This is a genomic window from Streptomyces sp. NPDC091376 (assembly GCF_044757085.1).
Taxonomy (GTDB): Bacteria; Actinomycetota; Actinomycetes; order Streptomycetales; family Streptomycetaceae; genus Streptomyces; species Streptomyces pratisoli.
The window spans coordinates 449,518-468,065 of sequence record NZ_JBIVUF010000002.1 but is presented as its reverse complement, the minus strand read 5'-3'; the positions used below and the strand labels follow the sequence as shown (position 1 = coordinate 468,065).

Annotated in this window: 19 protein-coding genes and 1 tRNA gene; 10 read left to right on the top strand and 10 right to left on the bottom strand. The window is 70.5% G+C overall.

The features are described from left to right. Positions 1-23: 23 nt before the first annotated feature. The 3 genes from ACIQMR_RS06450 to ACIQMR_RS06440 all read right to left on the bottom strand — a co-directional run bounded on the left by ACIQMR_RS06450 (position 24) and on the right by ACIQMR_RS06440 (position 3,072). The gene (locus tag ACIQMR_RS06450) at positions 24-1,523 is read right to left on the bottom strand and encodes a Stp1/IreP family PP2C-type Ser/Thr phosphatase (protein WP_401383595.1); all 1,500 of its coding nucleotides are present in this window, start codon (positions 1,521-1,523) and stop codon (positions 24-26) included. 153 nt (positions 1,524-1,676) lie between these two features. After that, positions 1,677-2,189, bottom strand: coding sequence for an FHA domain-containing protein (locus ACIQMR_RS06445; RefSeq protein WP_266380397.1), 513 nt, complete (start codon positions 2,187-2,189; stop codon positions 1,677-1,679). A 10-nt stretch (positions 2,190-2,199) separates the two neighbouring features. Next, the gene (locus ACIQMR_RS06440; protein WP_401383591.1) at positions 2,200-3,072 is read right to left on the bottom strand and encodes an FhaA domain-containing protein; all 873 of its coding nucleotides are present in this window, start codon (positions 3,070-3,072) and stop codon (positions 2,200-2,202) included. Positions 3,073-3,613: 541 nt separating this feature from the next. Between ACIQMR_RS06440 and ACIQMR_RS06435 the strand changes: the two genes are divergently transcribed. From ACIQMR_RS06435 to ACIQMR_RS06425, 3 genes are all read left to right on the top strand, one after another. Continuing rightward, positions 3,614-3,700 (top strand) — tRNA-Leu (locus ACIQMR_RS06435). A gap of 305 nt (positions 3,701-4,005) precedes the next feature. Next, entirely contained in the window at positions 4,006-5,757 is a 1,752-nt protein-coding gene (locus tag ACIQMR_RS06430; RefSeq protein WP_401383589.1) for a histidine kinase, read from the top strand. A gap of 31 nt (positions 5,758-5,788) precedes the next feature. Continuing rightward, on the top strand, positions 5,789-6,448 hold the full coding sequence (locus tag ACIQMR_RS06425) for a response regulator (protein WP_401383586.1): 660 nt from the start codon (positions 5,789-5,791) through the stop codon (positions 6,446-6,448). An 89-nt stretch (positions 6,449-6,537) separates the two neighbouring features. On the opposite strand, the gene ACIQMR_RS06420 is transcribed toward ACIQMR_RS06425, so the two are convergent. Continuing rightward, complete coding sequence (locus ACIQMR_RS06420; protein WP_401383583.1) at positions 6,538-7,152, bottom strand: FMN-dependent NADH-azoreductase; 615 nt, start codon at positions 7,150-7,152, stop codon at positions 6,538-6,540. Positions 7,153-7,287: 135 nt separating this feature from the next. Between ACIQMR_RS06420 and ACIQMR_RS06415 the strand changes: the two genes are divergently transcribed. From ACIQMR_RS06415 to ACIQMR_RS06400, 4 genes are all read left to right on the top strand, one after another. After that, positions 7,288-7,644 (top strand): helix-turn-helix domain-containing protein, encoded by a 357-nt coding sequence (locus tag ACIQMR_RS06415; protein WP_266380410.1) that lies wholly within the window; start codon positions 7,288-7,290, stop codon positions 7,642-7,644. A 312-nt stretch (positions 7,645-7,956) separates the two neighbouring features. Continuing rightward, positions 7,957-9,399 carry a DUF2252 domain-containing protein gene (locus ACIQMR_RS06410; RefSeq protein ID WP_401383579.1) on the top strand — a complete coding sequence of 481 codons (1,443 nt, stop codon included), beginning with the start codon at positions 7,957-7,959 and terminating at the stop codon, positions 9,397-9,399. Positions 9,400-9,458: 59 nt separating this feature from the next. Then, entirely contained in the window at positions 9,459-10,403 is a 945-nt protein-coding gene (locus ACIQMR_RS06405) for a hypothetical protein (RefSeq protein ID WP_401383577.1), read from the top strand. Between the two features lie 84 nt (positions 10,404-10,487). After that, positions 10,488-10,832, top strand: a complete 345-nt coding sequence (locus tag ACIQMR_RS06400) for a rhodanese-like domain-containing protein (RefSeq protein ID WP_401383574.1) — start codon at positions 10,488-10,490, stop codon at positions 10,830-10,832. A gap of 18 nt (positions 10,833-10,850) precedes the next feature. Here ACIQMR_RS06400 and ACIQMR_RS06395 read toward each other — a convergent pair whose 3' ends face one another. The 6 genes from ACIQMR_RS06395 to paaA form a co-directional block, all read right to left on the bottom strand. Continuing rightward, a complete protein-coding gene (locus ACIQMR_RS06395) occupies positions 10,851-12,011 on the bottom strand; it encodes an acyl-CoA dehydrogenase family protein (RefSeq protein WP_401383571.1) in 1,161 nt (386 codons plus the stop codon). A 122-nt stretch (positions 12,012-12,133) separates the two neighbouring features. Continuing rightward, positions 12,134-13,186, bottom strand: a complete 1,053-nt coding sequence (locus tag ACIQMR_RS06390) for a 2Fe-2S iron-sulfur cluster-binding protein (RefSeq protein ID WP_401383569.1) — start codon at positions 13,184-13,186, stop codon at positions 12,134-12,136. Then, positions 13,187-13,681 (bottom strand): 1,2-phenylacetyl-CoA epoxidase subunit PaaD, encoded by a 495-nt coding sequence (gene paaD / locus ACIQMR_RS06385; RefSeq protein WP_401383567.1) that lies wholly within the window; start codon positions 13,679-13,681, stop codon positions 13,187-13,189. After that, entirely contained in the window at positions 13,675-14,376 is a 702-nt protein-coding gene (paaC, locus tag ACIQMR_RS06380) for a 1,2-phenylacetyl-CoA epoxidase subunit PaaC (RefSeq protein ID WP_401383564.1), read from the bottom strand. Before paaC ends, paaD begins: the two co-directional genes overlap by 7 nt. Next, complete coding sequence (gene paaB / locus ACIQMR_RS06375; RefSeq protein ID WP_266380441.1) at positions 14,373-14,663, bottom strand: 1,2-phenylacetyl-CoA epoxidase subunit PaaB; 291 nt, start codon at positions 14,661-14,663, stop codon at positions 14,373-14,375. Before paaB ends, paaC begins: the two co-directional genes overlap by 4 nt. Continuing rightward, positions 14,660-15,676, bottom strand: a complete 1,017-nt coding sequence (paaA, locus tag ACIQMR_RS06370; RefSeq protein ID WP_401383561.1) for a 1,2-phenylacetyl-CoA epoxidase subunit PaaA — start codon at positions 15,674-15,676, stop codon at positions 14,660-14,662. The genes paaB and paaA overlap by 4 nt, the downstream gene beginning before the upstream one ends. A gap of 111 nt (positions 15,677-15,787) precedes the next feature. Here paaA and ACIQMR_RS06365 point away from each other — a divergent pair, with 111 nt between their 5' ends. The 3 genes from ACIQMR_RS06365 to ACIQMR_RS06355 are packed head-to-tail and all read left to right on the top strand — an operon-like array spanning position 15,788 to position 18,482. Beyond that, entirely contained in the window at positions 15,788-16,624 is an 837-nt protein-coding gene (locus ACIQMR_RS06365; RefSeq protein WP_401383558.1) for a DUF5819 family protein, read from the top strand. After that, entirely contained in the window at positions 16,621-17,826 is a 1,206-nt protein-coding gene (locus ACIQMR_RS06360) for an HTTM domain-containing protein (RefSeq protein WP_401383555.1), read from the top strand. The genes ACIQMR_RS06365 and ACIQMR_RS06360 overlap by 4 nt, the downstream gene beginning before the upstream one ends. Then, a complete protein-coding gene (locus tag ACIQMR_RS06355; protein WP_401383552.1) occupies positions 17,823-18,482 on the top strand; it encodes a TrmH family RNA methyltransferase in 660 nt (219 codons plus the stop codon). Before ACIQMR_RS06360 ends, ACIQMR_RS06355 begins: the two co-directional genes overlap by 4 nt. Positions 18,483-18,548 lie beyond the last annotated feature (66 nt).

Sequence of the window (18,548 nt, the reverse complement as noted above, 5' to 3'; positions counted from 1 at the left end):
GAGAAAGGCCCCCCTACGGGTGCTTACTGCTTGCCGCAGTTCGAGGCCAGCTTCTGCTCCTCCTCCGAGAGGGTGGGGCCCGGAGAGGGAGTCGCTGCGGTCGGCTTGGTCTGGGCGGACTGGGTCGAGGGCTTCGTGCCGGTGGTACCTCCGGCCTGGCCCTCTCCGGGCGGCGTGCCGGCCGCGCGGTCCGCGGCGGCGCGGCGCTGCTCGTCCTTCTTGCAGACGGAGGCCTGCGCCGCGAGTTCCTGGATCTTGTCGCGTGCATCACCGAGGCTGCCCTCGGTGATGGTCTCCTTGACCTGCTTCTGCTGGTAGGGCGGCAGGTACTTGAGTTCGATCTCGGGGTGGTCCTTCTCGACGTCCGAGAGCGAGACCCACGCCAGGTCCTGGCTGATGCCCCGGTACAGCGCGATGTGGTTCTCGTTGGCGCCGACGTAGTACTGGGTCTGCGTCCAGCGGTAGCCGCCGTACAGACCGCCGCCCACGACACCCAGCGCCAGCACGATGAGGAACGATCTCTTCAGCCACTTCCGGCCGCGGCGCGGCTTGACGAAGTCGTCGTCCGTGTACGCGCCGAAGCCGCCCTCCGGGGGCATCCCGCCGTAGCCGGCGTCGTCGCCGCTTCCGGGCGGGCCGAAGCCGCCTCCGTGAGGCGGCTGGACGGGCCGGCCGAGGCCGGCCGCGCGGCCTGCGGGGGTCTGCATGGCTCCGCCGTCGCCCAGCTGGATCTGGTTCTCCGCGACCGCGCCCACGACGACGGGGATGTCGCTGAGCTGCCCGGCGAGGGTGTCGCCCGAGTCGGTGTCGAGGACGTCGGCGACGATGCAGGTGATGTTGTCGGGGCCACCGCCGCGCAGGGCGAGCTGGATCAGCTCCTGCACCGTCTCCTGCGGGCCCTGGTAGCTGGCGAGGGTGTCCTCCATCGTCTGGTGGGAGACGACGCCGGACAGTCCGTCGGAGCAGATCAGATAGCGGTCGCCGGCCCGGACCTCACGGATGGACAGGTCGGGCTCGACATGGTCGCCGCTGCCCAGCGCGCGCATCAGCAGGGAGCGCTGCGGGTGGGTGGTGGCCTCTTCCTCGGTGATCCGGCCCTCGTCGACGAGCCGCTGCACCCAGGTGTGGTCCTGGGTGATCTGCGTCAGCACACCGTCGCGGAGCAGATACGCGCGGGAGTCGCCGACGTGGACGAGGCCGAGACGCTGACCGGTCCAGAGCAGTGCGGTGAGCGTGGTCCCCATGCCCTCGAGCTGGGGGTCCTCCTCGACCATGACGCGCAGCTGCTCGTTGGCGCGCTGCACGGCGGTGCCGAGCGAGGTGAGGATGTCCGAGCCGGGCACGTCGTCGTCGAGCTGGACGAGCGTGGAGATGACCTCGGAGGAGGCGACCTCACCGGCGGCCTGGCCGCCCATGCCGTCGGCGATCGCGAGAAGGCGCGGGCCGGCGTAGCCGGAGTCCTCGTTGCCCTCCCGGATCATGCCTTTGTGCGATCCGGCGGCGAAGCGCAGTGACAGACTCATGCGCACCTCGCCCGTCGGCTCGGGGTACAGCCGGTCTCGAGCCACACTGCCCACCCTCCGGTCGGGAGCCTGCCCCGGTCCGTTGCCGGGACCGCTGCGGGGTCCTCCGTGCGGACCGCCGCGGCTCGCTCGCTCCGCTCGCTCATTGTCGTACTACTTCCGCAGCTCGATGACGGTCTTGCCGATGCGGATCGGCGCGCCCAGCGGAATCGGTGTCGGGGTGGTGAGTCGGGTCCGGTCGAGATAGGTGCCATTGGTGGACCCGAGGTCCTCGACGATCCACTGGCCGTCACGGTCCGGGTAGATCCTGGCATGCCGGCTCGACGCGTAGTCGTCGTCCAGCACGATCGTGGAATCGTGCGCCCGGCCCAGCGTGATCGTCTGGCCCTGGAGCGCGACGGTCGTGCCGGTGAGTGAGCCCTCGGAGACGACCAGCTTCGTCGGCGCACCGCGGCGCTGCCGCGTGGCCTGCTGGCGTTGCTGAGGAGGCGCGGCGGCCTGGCGGGCGGCCTGCTGCGGTCTGGCGTCGGCGTTGCGGCGCGAGCCGCGCTGCGTGACGCGCGTACCGAACAGGTCGCTTCGGATGACCTGGACGGCCACGATGACGAACAGCCACAGAACGGCCAGGAAACCCAGCCGCATGACCGTCAGGGTCAGCTCTGACATTGCCCCCGCTTCACCCTTCGGCTTGCCGGTAAACGATGGTGGTGCTGCCCACGACGATCCGCGAGCCGTCGCGGAGCGTAGCGCGGGTGGTGTGCTGCCCGTCCACCACGATGCCGTTGGTGGACCCGAGATCCTGGATCGTCGAGGGCGTTCCGGTCCGGATCTCGCAGTGCCGGCGCGAAACGCCGGGGTCGTCGATCCGCACGTCGGCGTCGGTGCTGCGGCCCAGCACCAGCGTCGGGCGGGAGATCTGGTGGCGTGTGCCGTTGATCTCGATCCAGCGGCGCACCTGGGCACCCGGCATGGCACCGGGAGCCGCGGGGCGGCCGCTCGCGGACGCTCCCTGGCCGGGACGGCCCGAGCCTGGCGGCGGGGCGGACGGCATGGGGGGCGCACCGACAGGAGGGTAGCCGTAGCCGCCGCGAGCGGCGCCCTGCGGGGCGGCCGCGGGGCCGCCTCCCGCACCTGCTCCCGGGGCGGCGGCAGCACGGTCGGGCGACTGTGACGTACTCGACGCGAGCGTACGGCTGCGCACCCGGTACAGACCGGTGTCGAGGTCGTCGGCCTTCTCCAGATGGACCTTGATGGGGCCCATGAAGGTGTAGCGCTGCTGCTTGGCGTAGTCCCGGACCAGACCGGAGAGCTCGTCGCCCAGCTGGCCCGAGTAGGGGCTGAGACGCTCGAAGTCGGGCGTGCTCAGCTCCACGATGAAGTCGTTGGGTACGACGGTCCGGTCGCGGTTCCAGATGGTCGCGTTGTTGTCGCACTCGCGCTGGAGGGCGCCCGCGATCTCGACCGGCTGGACCTCGGACTTGAAGACCTTGGCGAAGGTGCCGTTGACCAGACCTTCGAGTCGCTGTTCGAAACGCTTCAGGACTCCCACAGGGCACCTCCTCCGTCGTTGTCGTCCTGGTACTGCTTACTGATCGTATCCACGCGTCGGGAAATCGGCTGGTTCCCCTTGTCTGCCCCGTCGATGAGTGTCACCTCTCACACGGATCGTAGAGGCGGCCTCCTGACAGTGTCCCGCACCCGGGGTGCACCTCGGGGAAGAGGGGGGAGGTGCGCTCGGGAGGAGTGCCGGCGGCCGCGTTCCGTTGCTTCCCCTGCTTCCCCGGTTCCGCTCCGGTTCCTCGTCTCTTCGTCATCCTCTTCGGACTCGTCCTCGGTCTCGTCCGTCTCCTGGTCCGTCTCCTGGTCCGTCTCCTGGTCCTCCTCTCGGTCTGCTCCTGGTCTTCTCCTCGTCCATCTCGTGCCGGGTCAACCGCGCGGGAGGGCGCCGAACCCATGGGAACCCCGGTGGTCAGCCGTCGTACGGGGGCCGGAACAACGGATGTGAATCCACCCTCGGCAGCGTGCTAATCTTCTGCATGTCGCCAGGCGCTCGCACCGAACAGGTGAGGGACACAGCGGCAACACCCAATGCGCGGGTGGCGGAATAGGCAGACGCGCTGGATTCAGGTTCCAGTGCCCGAAAGGGCGTGGGGGTTCAACTCCCCCCTCGCGCACCAGGAGAAATCCGTTGAAACGGGTCTCCACCAGAGACGAAAGTCATGGTGGAGGCCCGTTTCTCGTTGTGCTGGTGTCGCTGTGAGGCTGTCGATGCGCGGCGCTGCGACGGTCCGGGGCGAGGGCTGATTCGGGCGGTTTCATGTGAAAGGACCCACACCGTGGCATGCGTCACGATGCGGGCTCCGATCTTTGGTCGATCTTCGACCGAGTGCCGTGACCGAGTGCGTCCGGCCGCGACCTTTGTCGTGCGGTCGTGCGACGAAAGTGGGCAGTGGCGGGAGCGCCGGCTGCCTAAGGTGCGGTCGTGGACGCGTCATGGGGGATACGGACCGGAGTACGGGCGGGCTGGCAGTGGGTGGCCGCGCCGGAGTTGTGGTCCCGGCGAAGGCTGGCGGGCGAGATGGTCGTCGCGCTGGTGCTGGGGCTCATGGGAGCAGCTCTCGGCCAGTTGCTGGCGGCGCCCGGGCCGTTGGTGCTCGGCGAGGCGGTCACGATCGCCGTCCTGTCGCTGATGCGACGGCGACTGCCGGCGACCGTGCTGACGGTGACCGCCGCACTGGCGCCGGTGGGCAACGGGTTCCTTCCGCTGCTGCTGGTCGTCGGATGGTCGGCAGGGCACCGGATCACCGGAGCGAGACGAGCCGTGGGCGCCTTCATCGGCGCGTATGTGCTCTGCGTCGCCTTCACGCTCGTCGAGGTCTGGTCGTCGGAGCCCTCGGTGAGCCTCGTGCTGTTCACCACCCTCCTCTACCTGGCGATGACGGTCATGCCCGGTCTGGCCAGTCGCTACTGGACGCAGCGGCGGACGCTGCTGCGCACCCTCCAGGAACGCAACGGCCAACTGCTGCGGGAACGCGCCATGGTGGCCGGGCAGGCCCGGCTGCGGGAGCGGCAGCGGATCGCCCAGGACATGCATGACAGCCTCGGGCACCAACTGGCCCTCATTTCGGTGCACACGGGGGCGCTGGAGGTCGACCGCGAGCTCACCACGCGCCAGCGGGAGGCGGTCGGGGTGCTGCGGGAGGCCTCGGTGAGCGCGATGCATGAGTTGCGGGAGGTCGTCGGCATCCTCAGGGACGGCGTGGAGGCGCCGGCCCCCGAGTCCGTGGACGAGTCGGGGCGGGCCGCGCGAGGGACGGCGGGCATCGCGGATCTGGTCGAGTCGGCCAAGGCCGCCGGCAGCATGGTGGAGCTGCGGCACTCGGGAGAGGCCAGACCACTCGCCGCGGCAGCCGACCACGCGGCGTACCGCATCGCCCAGGAGGCGCTGACCAATGCCTTCAAGCACGCGCCCGGGGCACCGATCACCGTGGAACTGCGGTACGAACCCGATTCCCTCATCGTCGAGATCGTCAACGGCGCGGCCGTGGGCACCGGAGGTGAGGTCGTCAGCGGCGGGCAGGGCCTGACGGGTCTGTACGAGCGCGCCCGGCTCGTCGGCGGCATGGTGCATGCCGGCGCGGCTTCCGAGGGAGGCTTCCGGGTCGCCGGCGTCCTGCCGTACGGCGTCGTGGAGGCCGTGCCGTACACGGAGTCCTCCTTCGCCGAGGTCAGGTCCTCCGGTGACGTGGCGGTCGACGTCCGGCGGCGGTCGCCGGGTGCCCCCGCCGGGAACGGACTTCCTGTCATGGACTGGAGCGTCCGGGAGGGCGAGCGCGAGTGGGCGATGGGCGCCGGTGCCCGCGGCAGCGGGGCCGGTGGTGTCGCCGTGGGGTGCGGCATCGCGGTGGCCGCGGTCGCACTGCTGGGGGCGGCGGCTCTCTTCGGGATGTTCTTCATGGTCGGGTCCATGGACAAGGGCATGATCGAGCCCGCCGAGTACGAGGCGATCGAGGTCGGCATGACGGAGAAGGAAGTACGCGATCAGCTGCCGAGCGGCGAGACGATCGCGACCGCGGGGCTGCACGACAAGGGGCCGGAGCAACCGAAGGGGTCGCGATGCCTCGTGCTGCTGTCCTCCGAACTGGGGGAGAGCTGGGAGACGGAACCGGTGTTCCGGTTCTGCTTCGAGGACGGCAAGCTGGTCGAGAAGAAGTCCTATGAGGTCAAGCGCTAGTCCAGGCGCTGGGGGAAGCAGAGGGGGCACCGTGACCGGTTCGCCGATCAGGGTCGTGATCGCCGACGACGAGCCGTTGATCCGGGCCGGGATCCGGATGATCCTCACTTCCGACCAGGAGATCGAAGTGGTGGCGGAGGGCGCCAACGGCCGCGAGGCCGTCGAACTCGCCCGCTCCCACGGTGCGGACGTGGTGCTGCTCGACATCCAGATGCCGGTCATGGACGGGCTCACCGCCCTGCCCGAACTGCGCCGGGCGGTACCGGCGGCACGGGTGATCGTGCTCACGACCTTCGGCGAGCGCGAGAACGTACTGCGGGCGCTGGAGCACGGCGGCGCGGGATTCCTGCTGAAGGACACCGCTCCCGCGGAGCTGATCCGGGCCGTGCGGGCGGCCGCCGCCGGGAACGCCTATCTCTCGCCGGCCGCCACGCGTCATGTCGTGGACCAGCTGGTCTCGGGGAGGGCCGCGGTGCGCGACGAGGAGGCCAGGGCGAGGGTCGCCGCGTTGAGCACCCGGGAGCGTGACGTACTGGCGCTGCTCGGTGAGGGGCTGTCGAACGCGGACGCGGGGCGCCGGCTGCACATGAGCGAGGCCACCGTGAAGACGTACGTGAGCCGGATCCTGTCCAAGCTGGACTGCGAGAACCGGGTGCAGGCGGCGCTGCTGGCTCGGGACGCGGGGCTGTAGGTCCGAGCACCGGCGCGGCTCGGAGGTCGGCGGCGGCTCGGAGGTCGGCGACGGCTCGGCCGCCTCGGCCGAGCCGCCCACCGGGGCCGTTACGCGGCGAGCCGCGCCGCCAGATCCTTGGCCTTCCGCACCGCGTCCTCGAACGCCTTGGAGCGGGAGGCCTCGGCAAGGGGTACGAGCTCCGCCATCTCGGGCTTGCTGGGCGCCAGCGTCAGCTCGGGAACGATGAAGTCGACGCTGGCGCCGAACATCCCGCCGAGCACCTTCTCCATGTAGTTCTGGACGAACTCGAAGTCCGCACGCGGGGTGCCGGGAGCGTAGGAGCCACCACGGCTGGCGACCACGGTGAAGGGGATGCTCGCCACCGGCCCGTCCTGGCTGCCCGCGTTGTGGCCCACGATGATCACCTGGTCCAGCCATGCCTTCAGCGTGGAGGGGATCGTGAAGTTGTACATGGGGGCGCCGATCAGCACGGCGTCGGCCGCCGCCAGCTCGCCGGCCAGCTCGGCCCGGAGCGTGTTCTGCGCGCCGGCGGAGACCGCGGCGAAGTCCAGGTGGGGCAGCGGGTTCGCGGCCAGATCCCGGTAGACGACCTTGCCCTCCGGGTGCTCCTCCAGCCAGGTCTTCACAAAGGTGCTGGTGACCTCGCGCGAGGCGGAGCCCTGCGGGAAGACGGCGGAATCGATGTGCAGCAGCGTGGCCATGGTGCTCTCCAGAAATGGGTGGCGTGGGGCGGCGGGGAGGAAACCCCTGCCTGCCGATAGTTCCGTTCGTAACTACAAATAACACAGGTGCTTACTTTTTTTCATCCCCTCACGTGTGGGCAGTAGTCTGGAGCCATGGCGGACCACGACGAGCACGCGTGCAGACAGGTCGACGGAGGTATCACGCGCGTCTTCGAGCTGTTCGGGAAGCGCTGGACCGGGCTCATCGTGTCCGTGCTGATGCAGCGGCCCGTCTACTTCGCCGAACTGCGACGGGCGATCCCGGGCATCAGCGAGCGCATGCTCTCCGACCGGCTGACCGAACTCGCCGCGGCCGGACTCGTCGTACGCGAGGTCGACGAAGGGCCGCCGCTGCGTGTGGCCTACCGGCTCACGGAGGCCGGTGCGGCGCTGGAACCCGCCCTCAAGGAACTGGGGCAGTGGGCGGAGACACACTTGCCGGGCGGAGTGCCCGGGGGCCGCGCCTGCTGATCCGGTCCGAGACACGTTCGTGCGCGCTGGGCCTGGGCGCGTCGGCTCTGTGCCCGTTCCGGCGGCGCGTCGGCGTCGTGCCCGTTCCGATGGACCGGCGGCTCCCCTGACGCGGCGGCTTCCTTGACGCGGCAGCTCGCCTGATGCGGCGGCTACCTTGACGCGGCAGCTTCCTTGACGCGGCAGCTCGCTTGCCCGTCTCGGCGGAGCGGTCGATTCCGAGGGTTATCCACAGGGGGAGACGGCAGGCGGGCGTGCCGGTACGGTCTTGGGCAGTTGATGTTGTGCGACGACGGGGGAGGCGGTCCCGCCATGGGTGAGGCCGAAGCGGTGGTGCCGGTCCAGCGGACGGTCCCGGGAGAGGCGCGGGTGCCGGAGGTCTCCGGATTCGCCCGGCGCGTGCCGGGTGGTGTGCCGGACTCCCCGAAGCAGGCGGGCAAGGCGCTGCGGGGCCAGGTGCCGCGCTCGTCGCACGACTCGATCGTGGTCGCCTCCGAAAGGCCGGACGCGCTGCGGGCCGTGGAGGAGTCCAGCCATGGCCGGGTCCCCGAGCTCGCGCCGATCCGGGTGGGAAGGATGGCCGCCACGCCCTTCGCCTTTCTGCGCGGAGCAGCCGGGCTGATGGCCCACGACCTGGTGGGCACGCCGGTCACCGGCATCACGGCCCAGATCTGCGGCGACGCGCATGCGGCGAACTTCGGGCTGTACGGCGACGCCCGAGGCCGTCTCGTGATCGATCTGAACGACTTCGACGAGACCGTGACCGGCCCGTGGGAGTGGGACCTCAAGCGGCTGGCCGCCTCGATCGTGCTCGCCGGGCGGGAGGCGGGCGCCGACGAGGACACCTGCCGCAAGGCGGCCTTCGACGTGGCCGGGGCGTACCGGCGGACCATGCGGCTGCTGGCCAAGCTCCCGGTCCTCGACGCGTGGAACGCGATCGCGGACGAGGAACTCGTCTCGCACACCGACGCCCGGGACCTGCTCGGCACGCTGGAGCGGGTCTCGGAGAAGGCCAGGAGCAACACGAGCGCGCGGTTCGCCGCCAAGTCGACCGAGGCCGGCCCGGACGGTGGCCGGCGCTTCGTGGACGCCCCTCCGGTGCTGCGACGGGTGCCCGACGCGGAGGCCGCCTCCGTGGCCGGCTCGCTGGGCGGATATCTGGAGACGCTCTCGGAGGACCGGCTGCCGCTGCTCGCGCGGTACGCGATCCACGATGTGGCGTTCCGGGTGGTCGGCACCGGAAGCGTGGGGACACGGTCGTACGTGGTGCTGCTGATAGACCATCGCGGCGAGCCGCTCGTGCTCCAGGTGAAGGAGGCGCGCGCGTCCGCTCTGCTGCCCCATCTGTCGGCCGCGGGCTTCGACGTGCCCGAGGTGGCGCACGAAGGACAGCGCGTCGTGCAGGGACAGAAGCGGATGCAGGTGGTCAGCGACCTCCTGCTCGGCTGGACGACGGTCGAGGGCAGGCCCTTCCAGGTGCGGCAGTTCAGGAACCGCAAGGGCAGCGTGGACCCGGCGGCCCTCGCGGCCGACCAGGTGGACGACTACGCGCGCATGACCGGCGCGCTGCTGGCCAGGGCGCACGCTCACAGCGTCGATCCCCGGCTGGTCGCCGGCTACTGCGGCAAGAACGAGGAGCTGGACGAGGCCGTGGCCGGCTTCGCGGTGCTGTACGCGGACCGTACGGAGGCGGACCATGCCGAGCTGGTGGCGGCGGTCCGGAACGGACGGATAGCCGCCGAGCTGGGGGTGTGACGGGATCCCGGGCCCGTCCGCCCGTCGGGGCGGACGGGGCTCTGCCATACGCTGGGCGGGTGACCCAGGACGCTCCCGGGGGCTCGGCCGCCCCGAACGACGACGAGCAGGACGACCACCGCGTGGACGAGCAGAACGTGCAGGGCAACGAGGACGGGCCGGCCACCGAGGACGAGCCGGCCCCCGAGGGTGCTCCGGGTGCCGGGAGTGGGCAGGACGCGGCGGATGCCGAGCGGCCCGAGGACCGGCTGGAGAAGGCCGTGCGCGCGGCCGAGCAGGCACTGATCGAGTTCGAGATCGCGGTCGAGACCTTCCGGGTCGAGGTGGAGAACTTCTCCCGGCTGCATCACCAGAAGCTCGGTCCGATGTACTCCCGTCTCGATGAGCTGGACGCCCAGATCGCCGAGGCGCGCGCGGCCCGGAGCGGTGACCCGGAGGATCTGCGCAAGGCGCAGGAGGCCCGGGCCATGGTGATGCCGATGCCCGGCGTCGAGGAGCTCTTCCACAGCTGGATCGACTCCGACGGCCTCTCGCCCGAGGCCGCGGCGATGCTGACCGATCGGGCCGTGCAGCCCCCTAAGCGGGTTCGGCCCACGGACGAGGCGCGCAAGCTCTACCGCGAGCTGGCCCGCAAGGCCCACCCGGATCTTGCGCAGGACGACGAGGAGCGGGAGCGGCGCGAGGAGTTCATCACCCGGGTGAACGTCGCGTACGGGCGCGGGGACGAGTCCATGCTGCGGGAGCTGACGCGGGAGTGGGAGGCCGGTCCCGTGCCTGAGGAGCCACGGCTCGGCGAGGCCGAGGAGCTCTACGCCCGCCTCGATTGGCTCGCGCGGCGCAAGGAACTGCTGACGGTGGTCGCCCAGGATCTGGAGGAGAGCGCGATCGGCGCGATGCTGCGGATGGCGCCGGACGACCCGGACCGGCTGCTGGAGGAGATCGCCGAGCAGTTGCTGGCGCAGGTCTCGGAGCGCGAGGCCGAGCTGGCCGCCATGGTGCAGTAGGTTTTCAGGAGGTTCCTCGTCCGTTCCGTGTCGCCGGCGCGGGCACGAGGCCACGAGACGCCGGTACGAGAGAAGGCCAGAGTCATGAATTTCGCCCCGCTGCCCTCGGTGGACGTCGCGTCCGTGCCTGCCGACGGTCTGGTGCTCGATGTCCGGGAGGACGACGAGTGGGCGGCCGGTCATGTCGAGGGCGCACTGCACATTCCGATGAGCGACTTCGTGGCCCGCTTCGGTGAGGTCACCGAAGCCGTGTCCGCAGGGCGCCGTGCCTATGTGATGTGCCGGGTCGGTGGCCGGTCCGCCCAGGTCACCCAGTACCTGGTCCAGCAGGGCATCGACGCCGTGAACATCGACGGCGGGATGCAGGCCTGGGACTCCGCCGGGCGCCCGATGACCACGGACAACGGGACCCCGGCTTTCGTCCTCTAGGTCGATCCACCTGGTCCTTCAGCCGAGGGGGTGGGTGGCGAGCAGATCGCCCAGGGCCTCCTCATGGGCCGCGGCCGGGCCGAGGGACAGTTCGAGCTGCTTGGCCCAGGCGTGATACCGGTGCAGTGGGTAGTCGGTGTCCGCGCCGAAACCGCCGTGCAGATGCTGTGCGGTCTGGACGACCCGGCGGACGCCTTCGGACGCCCAGATCTTCGCGACCGCCACATCGCCGGACAGCGGCAGCGCCCCACTCGCCGCACCGCCCCGCTTCTCGGAGGCGGTGAGCCTCCACGCGGCCTGCCAGAGGGTGGCTTCCATGGCACGCAGATCGATGAAGCGGTCGGCGGCCTGTACGGCCACGGCCTGGAAGGTGGCGACGGGAAAGCCGAACTGCTCGCGCTTTCCGGTGTATTCACTCGTCATCGCCAGCACGCGCTCGCCGAGGCCGAGGGCGAGCGCACACGTACCGGTCGCGAGCAGTTCCCGCAGCCATTCCCAGGCGCCCTCGGCGTCGATCATCTCGCTGTCGTCGATCCGCACGGCGTCCAGCCGGACCTCGGCGAACAGCTCGCCACTGGTGGACACCTGCTCGGCCAGGGCGACCCCGTCCCGGTCTCGGGCGACCAGAGCGAGCACGGCGCGGCCGTCCTCGGCATGCGCGGGCACGGCGATGACGTCCGCGATCTGCGCCCATGGCACGCCGGTCTGGACCCCGTCGAGGGTCCAGGCGGTGGCGTCACCGGGCTCACGGATGGCGGTGACGGCGAGTTCGGCCGGGTCGTGGCCGGTGCGGCCGTTGGCGGCGGCCGTCAGCACCAACTCGCCGCGGCCGATCCGCGGGAGGAGCCGGGAGGCCAGCTCGGCGCCGCCATGACGCTGCAAGGTCATCGCGACGGCGCTGGTCTCCAGCAGCGGAACCCGGGCCAGCACCTTCGCCGATTCACGCAGCACGAGACAGAGCGCGATGGGATCCAGCCCCGCCCCGTCGTGCTCGGGGCCGATCACGAGGCTGAGCAGATCGGCCTCGGCGAGCCTGGCCCACAGGGCCCGGTCGATGTCGTCGGCCACCGCACCCGGGGTGAGCGCGGGGCTCGGCACCCCGTCGGGCGCGACGCCCGAGAAGACCGCCTTCGCCGCCTCGACGGCCGCCTGCTGTTCCTCGGTGAAGGTGAAGTCCACAGCCCAGTCCTCCCACGCACCGGTTCCGGTCCACGGTCCTGTCGTCCGTCATCCGGTGCCCGGCACCAGATATCTGACGGACCGTCAAGATAGAGCAGGAGCCGGTGAAAAGGAACGGGCCGTCAGCGGTCGAAGTCGAGCTCCACGTCGGACGTCATGGGACGGGACTGGCAGGCCAGCACATAGCCGGCTTCGGTCTCCTCCTGCTCCAGGGCGAAGTTGCGGTCCATCCGGACCTCGCCCGAGACCAGGAACGCCCGGCACGTGCCGCAGACCCCGCCCTTGCAGGCGTACGGCGCGTCGGAGCGGGCCCGCAGCACCGTCTCCAGCAGCGACTCGCCCTCCTGCACCGGCCAGGAGCCGGAGCGGCCGTCCAATGTCGCCGTCAGCCTGCTGTGCTCGGGTGCCGCGACCGGAGCCGGGGCAGGGGCCTCGTCGACATGGAAGATCTCCTCATGGATGCGGCTCCGGCCGACGCCCAGCCCGCGCAGAGTCCGCTCCGCACCCTGGACCAGCCCGAACGGCCCGCACAGGAACCAGCCGTCCACCTCGGGCACCGGGAGCAGCGCCGGCAGCAGCGCCGTCAGCCGCTCCTGGTCGAGCCGTCCCGACGGAAGCCCCGCCTGCTGCTCCTCCCGGGACAGCACGGTGACCAGCTGAAAGCGGTCCGGATAGCGGTCCTTGAGGTCGGCCACCTCTTCCAGGAACATCGTCGAGGCCGCCGTGCGGTCGCTGCGGATCAGACAGAACCGGGCCTCCGGCTGCCGAGCCAGCAGGGTCGCCGCGATCGACAGCACCGGCGTGATACCACTGCCGCCGACGATCGCCGCGAAATGCCCGGCGCGTGGCTCCAGGACGAACCGGCCCATCGGCTGCATGACCTCGACCGTGTCCCCGACCGAGAGCTCCTTGAGGGCGTACGTCGAGAACTCGCCGCCGTCGACCAGTCGGATGCCCACGCGCAGCACGGGATCCTCACCGGTGAGGGCGGCCGGGGAGCAGATCGAGTACGTACGCCGGATCTCCTCGCCGTTCGCACCCGTGCGGCGCAGCGCGATGTGCTGGCCCGGCGTATGGCGGAAGGCCTCCCGCAGCTCTGCGGGGACCGTGAGGGTGACGGCCACAGAGTCGTCCGTGAGCCGTTCGACCTCGCTGACCCGGAGCGGATGGAACATCTACAACTCCTTGAAGTGGTCGAACGGTTCGCGGCAGGTCGCACAGCGGCGCAGCGCCTTGCACGCGGTGGAGGAGAACCGGCTCAGCAGCTCCGTGTCCGTGGAGCCGCAGTGCGGGCAGCGGACGGTGAGCGTGAGCGGCACCGGCCCGTCCATGGCGCCCGGCCGCGGTGGCGCTATCCCGAACTCCTCGAGCTTGCGTCTGCCGTCGGCGCTGATGTCGTCCGTGGACCAGGCCGGGGAGAGCACCTTGACCACCGAGACCTCCGGTATGCCGTGCTCGTGCAGCACCCGCTCGATGTCCGAGGTCATCGCCTCGATGGCGGGGCAGCCGGTGTAGGTGGGGGTCAGCTCGACCTCGACCTTGCCCGGGGCGAGGATCTGCACGCCGCGGAGCACTCCGAGCTCCTCCAGCGTCAGCACCGGCAGCTCCGGATCGGGCACGGATCCCGCCAGCCGGCGCAGCTCGGCCTCCAGCACCGTGTCGGTCACCATGACGCCCCCGGGTGGCTCCGGTGCAGATGCTGCATCTCGGCCAGCATCCGCCCGAACGACTCCGTGTGCAGCCCCTGGCGCCCGGCACCGGCCGACCAGGCGCCGGTGTCCGCCGTGTCCGGCACGGTCAGGGTGGCGCGCTCCAGCACCGCCGTCACCGACTCCAGCCAGCCCGACGAAAGCGCCTCCCAGTCCACGTCCAGGCCTTCGACCGGCTGGAACATCTCTCCGGTGAACCGCCACAGTGCGTCACAGGCGCGCTGCATCCGCTCATGGCTCTCTGCCGTACCGTCGCCCAGCCGCAGGGTCCACTGCTCGGCGTGGTCCTGGTGGTAGGCGACTTCCTTGACCGCCTTCGCCGCCAGTCCCGCGAACTCGCCGCCGTCCGTCGCCAGTTGTCCGAACAGCAGCCGCTGGAACGTGGAGAAGTAGAGCTGGCGGGCGATGGTGTGCGCGAAGTCGCCGTTCGGCTGCTCCACCAGCTGAAGGTTCCGGAAAGCCCGCTCCTCGCGGAGATACGCCAGCTCGTCCTCGTCGCCGACGAGGGAGAGGAGCGTCCTGGCCTGTCCCAGCAGGTCGAGCGCGATGTTGGCCAGCGCGACCTCCTCCTCCAGGACCGGGGCGTGCCCGGCCCACTCCCCCAGCCGGTGCGAGAGCACCAGCGCGTCGTCGCCCAGCGCGAGTGCGGCGGTCACAGGTGCTTCACCCCTTCCGGGATCTCGTAGAAGGTCGGGTGCCGGTAGGGCTTGTCCGCGGACGGCTCGAAGAACGGGTCCTTCTCGTCCGGGGACGAGGCGGTGATCGCCGTGGACGGCACCACCCAGATGGAGACGCCCTCATTGCGCCGGGTGTACAGATCGCGGGCGTTGCGCAGCGCCATCTCGGCGTCCGGCGCGTGCAGGCTACCCGCGTGGGTGTGGGACAGCCCGCGGCGCGAGCGCACGAACACCTCCCACAGCGGCCAGTCCGTCGAGCTGCTCATGCCGTCGCCTCCACCTGTGCCTCGTCGCGCTTCTCGCCCGACCCGTCCGACGCCGCCGACTTCTTCGACGCGGTCCTGGCGGCGTAGGCCGCGGCCGCCTCACGCACCCAGGCGCCTTCCTCGTGGGCCTTGCGCCGCTGGCCGATCCGCTGTTCGTTGCACGGCCCGTTGCCCTTCAGGACCTGCCGGAACTCGTCCCAGTCGATCGCGCCGAAGTCGTGGTGTCCCCGCTCCTCGTTCCAGCGGAGGTCCGGGTCCGGCAGAGTGAGGCCGAGGGCTTCCGCCTGCGGGACGCAGATGTCGACGAAGCGCTGGCGCAGCTCGTCGTTCGAATGGCGCTTGATCTTCCAGGCCATGGACTGGGCCGAGTGGGCCGAGGCGTCGTCCGGAGGGCCGAACATCATCAGGGACGGCCACCACCAGCGGTCCACCGCGTCCTGCGCCATCTCGTGCTGGGCCGGGGTGCCCTGGGAGAGCGCCAGCAGCAGCTCGTACCCCTGACGCTGGTGGAAGGACTCCTCCTTGCAGATCCGGACCATCGCGCGGGCGTACGGACCGTAGGAGCAGCGGCACAGCGGCACCTGGTTGGTGATCGCGGCCCCGTCCACCAGCCAGCCGATCGCGCCGACGTCGGCCCAGGTCAGCGTCGGGTAGTTGAAGATCGACGAGTACTTCTGGCGACCCGAGTGGAGCTTGTCGAGCAGCTCGTCCCGGCCGGCTCCCAGTGTTTCCGTCGCGCTGTAGAGATACAGGCCGTGGCCCGCCTCGTCCTGCACCTTGGCCATCAGGATGGCCTTGCGGCGCAAGGAAGGCGCGCGGGTGATCCAGTTCGCCTCGGGCTGCATGCCGATGATCTCGCTGTGCGCGTGCTGCGCCATCTGGCGGATCAGCGACGCACGGTAGTCGTCGGGCATCCAGTCGCGCGGCTCGATGCGCTCGTCGGCGGCCACGGCAGCGTCGAATCGCGCCTGGTGCGTCGTAGCCGCAGTCGTCTCTGCAGTCACTGCCGTCATCGGGCCCCCTACCGACCGATCGTTCGGTTGAATGACTTCAATGGTGAGTCGGCGGCCCGTATGGTGTCAACCCTGTGGATAACCGCAGGGGACTCTGGGGATCGGGGCGGGATGGACTCCTACGACGGCGAAGGCGCCGCGCGCGCCGAGGCGGCTCCGCCCGCCGTGCCGGGCGGGATACGCGAAGCGGGCGGGTCGGACGGGTCGGCCGAGGCCGAGCCCCGTACCGAGGCGGCCGGCGCGAGCGAGCCGCCCGGCCGGCCCGCCGGCGGCGGGATAGCGAGCCTCTCCCTCCCCTACCAGGTCGTGGCCGCGGTCGCCCTCGCACTCGTCGGTCTCTTCGCCTGCATCCATCTGGCCATGGTGTTTCTGCACGTGGCGCCCTCCAACACCGTGACCAAGCAGCACGGCAAGGGGGTCGACGAATGGATCTATCCCGAGTTCGAGCAGAACTGGAAGCTCTTCGCCCCCAACCCGCTGCAGCAGAACATCGCGGTCCAGGTGCGGGCCGAGATCGTCGGCCCGGACGGTGTCCGCAGCACCACCGACTGGATCGATCTCTCGGCCGAGGACGGTGACGCGATCCGCGGCAATCCCCTCCCGAGCCACGTCGACCAGAACGAGCTGCGCCGGGGCTGGGACTTCTACGCCAACTCGCACACCGACGACAACAAGTCCAACGGGCTGCGCGGCCAGCTCTCCGAGCGGTACGTCCGGCGCATCGTGATGATGCGGCTGGAGGACCGTGACCTCGGTGGACACGTCGAGCGCATCCAGCTCCGGTCCGCCACCCGCTCGGTCAAGGCACCGGTGTGGAGCAAGGAGCGGACGGACACCCGGCCGTTCCACCGCGTGCTCCCCTGGTGGACGGTGACCTCGGCCGATCTGCCCCTCGACGTGCGGAACGCAGGAACGGCCGATGAGAGCAGCACGGAGGCGGGCCGATGAACCAGACCCTCGACCGCAGGCTGGCGACCGCCATCCAGCGTGTGACCTCCACCGCCCTCGGCCCGTACCAGAGCGCTGTCGTCCGCATCGGCTTCTCCGCCACCTGGCTGCTCTTCCTGCTGCGCGAGTTCCCGCACCGGCATGAGCTCTACGGACCCGAAGGGCCGTGGGGCTGGGACATGGCCCAGCAGCTGATCGCCAACAACCACGCCTTCACCGCGCTGATGTGGTCCGACAGCGTCGTCTGGTTCGAGATCGTCTATGGCCTGGCCCTGCTCTCCAGCGCGCTGCTCATGCTCGGCAAGCACACCCGCGCCATGTCGGTCCTTTTCATGATCGGCGTGCTGTCGCTGCAGAACCGCTCCATCTTCATGGGCGACGGCGGCGACAACGTGATCCACCTGATGGCGATCTACCTGGTGTTCACCCGCTGTGGTCAGGTGTGGTCCCTCGACGCCCGGCGGGCGCGGCGCGACGCCGAGCCCGGCCGTACGGGGAGCCGGACCCGGAACTGGTCCGGCCCCGCCCTCTGGTCGGTCCTGGGCGTGCTGCTCCTCGTCGGCACGGTCATGGGCCGGATCGGCGGGGAATGGTGGCTTCCGCTCCTGTTCTGGGCGCTGTGGATCTTCCACGGGGTGTGGTGGGCGGTGAATCGCTACGCACCGGACAGCGAGCCGCGCACACTGCTCGACGTTCTCGCCAATCTCAGCCACAACGCCGCGCTCGTCGTGATCATGGCCGAGGTCTGTCTGATCTACGCCACCGCCGGCTGGTACAAGATCCAGGGTTCGCGCTGGCAGGACGGCAGCGCCCTGTACTACCCGCTCAAACTCGACTACTTCACGCCCTGGCCCGCGCTCTCCGACATTCTCGCGGGCAGCGGCGTGATCGTGATGCTGGTGACGTACGGCACGGTCATCGTCCAGGTGGCGTTCCCGTTCACGCTGTTCAACCGCAAGGTCAAGAACGTCCTGCTGGTGGCGATGATGCTGGAGCACGCCGGGATCGCCCTGCTGCTCGGTCTGCCCTTCTTCTCGCTCGCGATGATCGCCGCGGACGCGGTCTTCCTGCCGACGTCCTTCCTGCGCCGGCTCGGCGGCTGGGCGACGCGGGCGCGGGAGCGTGTCCTCGCCCGACCGGTACCGATCCCCGAGCAGCGAGGTACGCCCGAGGAGCAGGCCCCCCGTACTCTCGTCGGGTGAGCACCGAGACCCACGAACCCGTCCAGTACGACGACGGCTACGGCCCCGAGATAGGTGTCGGGCCCCATCCGCGCCCCTGGCCGGAAGGGGCGTCGTACGACCCCGAGCTGCTCGCCCTCGGGGACCGGCGCAATGTCGTCGACCGGTACCGGTACTGGACGCGGGAGGCGATCGTCGCCGATCTGGACACCCGGCGTCATGACTTCCACGTGGCCGTGGAGAACTGGGGCCACGACTTCAACATCGGCTCCGTGGTCCGCACCGCCAACGCCTTCCTGGCGAAGGAGATCCATATCGTGGGGCGGCGCCGCTGGAACCGGCGCGGTGCGATGGTCACCGACCGGTACCAGCACGTGCGCCACCACGCGGACACGGAGTCGCTGACCGCCTGGGCGGCGGCCGAGGACCTGCCGATCATCGGGATCGACAATCTGCCGGGCGCCGTACCGCTGGAGCGGACCGTGCTGCCGCGGCGCTGCGTCCTGCTCTTCGGGCAGGAGGGGCCTGGGCTCACCGAGGAGGCGCGTGAGCACACGGCCATGGTGTGCTCGATCGCCCAGTTCGGCTCCACCCGCTCGATCAACGCGGGTGCCGCCGCCGCGATCGCCATGCATGCCTGGATCCAGCGGTACGCGGACGTCCCCCCGGCGCCGTAAGGCCACCGGGGGCGGGTGCCCGGCCCGCCCCCGGTTGGGGAGCGGGCCGGACCGCCGTCCGTCGCG

Coding starts and splice junctions, on each gene's coding strand:
- ACIQMR_RS06390 (WP_401383569.1), bottom strand. CDS start 13,186: ATGTTCCATCCGCTCCGGGTCAGCGAGGTCGAACGGCTCACGGACGAC.
- paaB (WP_266380441.1), bottom strand. CDS start 14,663: ATGAGCAGCTCGACGGACTGGCCGCTGTGGGAGGTGTTCGTGCGCTCG.
- paaA (WP_401383561.1), bottom strand. CDS start 15,676: ATGACGGCAGTGACTGCAGAGACGACTGCGGCTACGACGCACCAGGCG.
- paaD (WP_401383567.1), bottom strand. CDS start 13,681: ATGGTGACCGACACGGTGCTGGAGGCCGAGCTGCGCCGGCTGGCGGGA.
- ACIQMR_RS06415 (WP_266380410.1), top strand. CDS start 7,288: ATGGCGGACCACGACGAGCACGCGTGCAGACAGGTCGACGGAGGTATC.
- ACIQMR_RS06450 (WP_401383595.1), bottom strand. CDS start 1,523: ATGAGTCTGTCACTGCGCTTCGCCGCCGGATCGCACAAAGGCATGATC.
- ACIQMR_RS06365 (WP_401383558.1), top strand. CDS start 15,788: ATGGACTCCTACGACGGCGAAGGCGCCGCGCGCGCCGAGGCGGCTCCG.
- ACIQMR_RS06360 (WP_401383555.1), top strand. CDS start 16,621: ATGAACCAGACCCTCGACCGCAGGCTGGCGACCGCCATCCAGCGTGTG.
- ACIQMR_RS06420 (WP_401383583.1), bottom strand. CDS start 7,152: ATGGCCACGCTGCTGCACATCGATTCCGCCGTCTTCCCGCAGGGCTCC.
- ACIQMR_RS06400 (WP_401383574.1), top strand. CDS start 10,488: ATGAATTTCGCCCCGCTGCCCTCGGTGGACGTCGCGTCCGTGCCTGCC.
- ACIQMR_RS06410 (WP_401383579.1), top strand. CDS start 7,957: ATGGGTGAGGCCGAAGCGGTGGTGCCGGTCCAGCGGACGGTCCCGGGA.
- ACIQMR_RS06445 (WP_266380397.1), bottom strand. CDS start 2,189: ATGTCAGAGCTGACCCTGACGGTCATGCGGCTGGGTTTCCTGGCCGTT.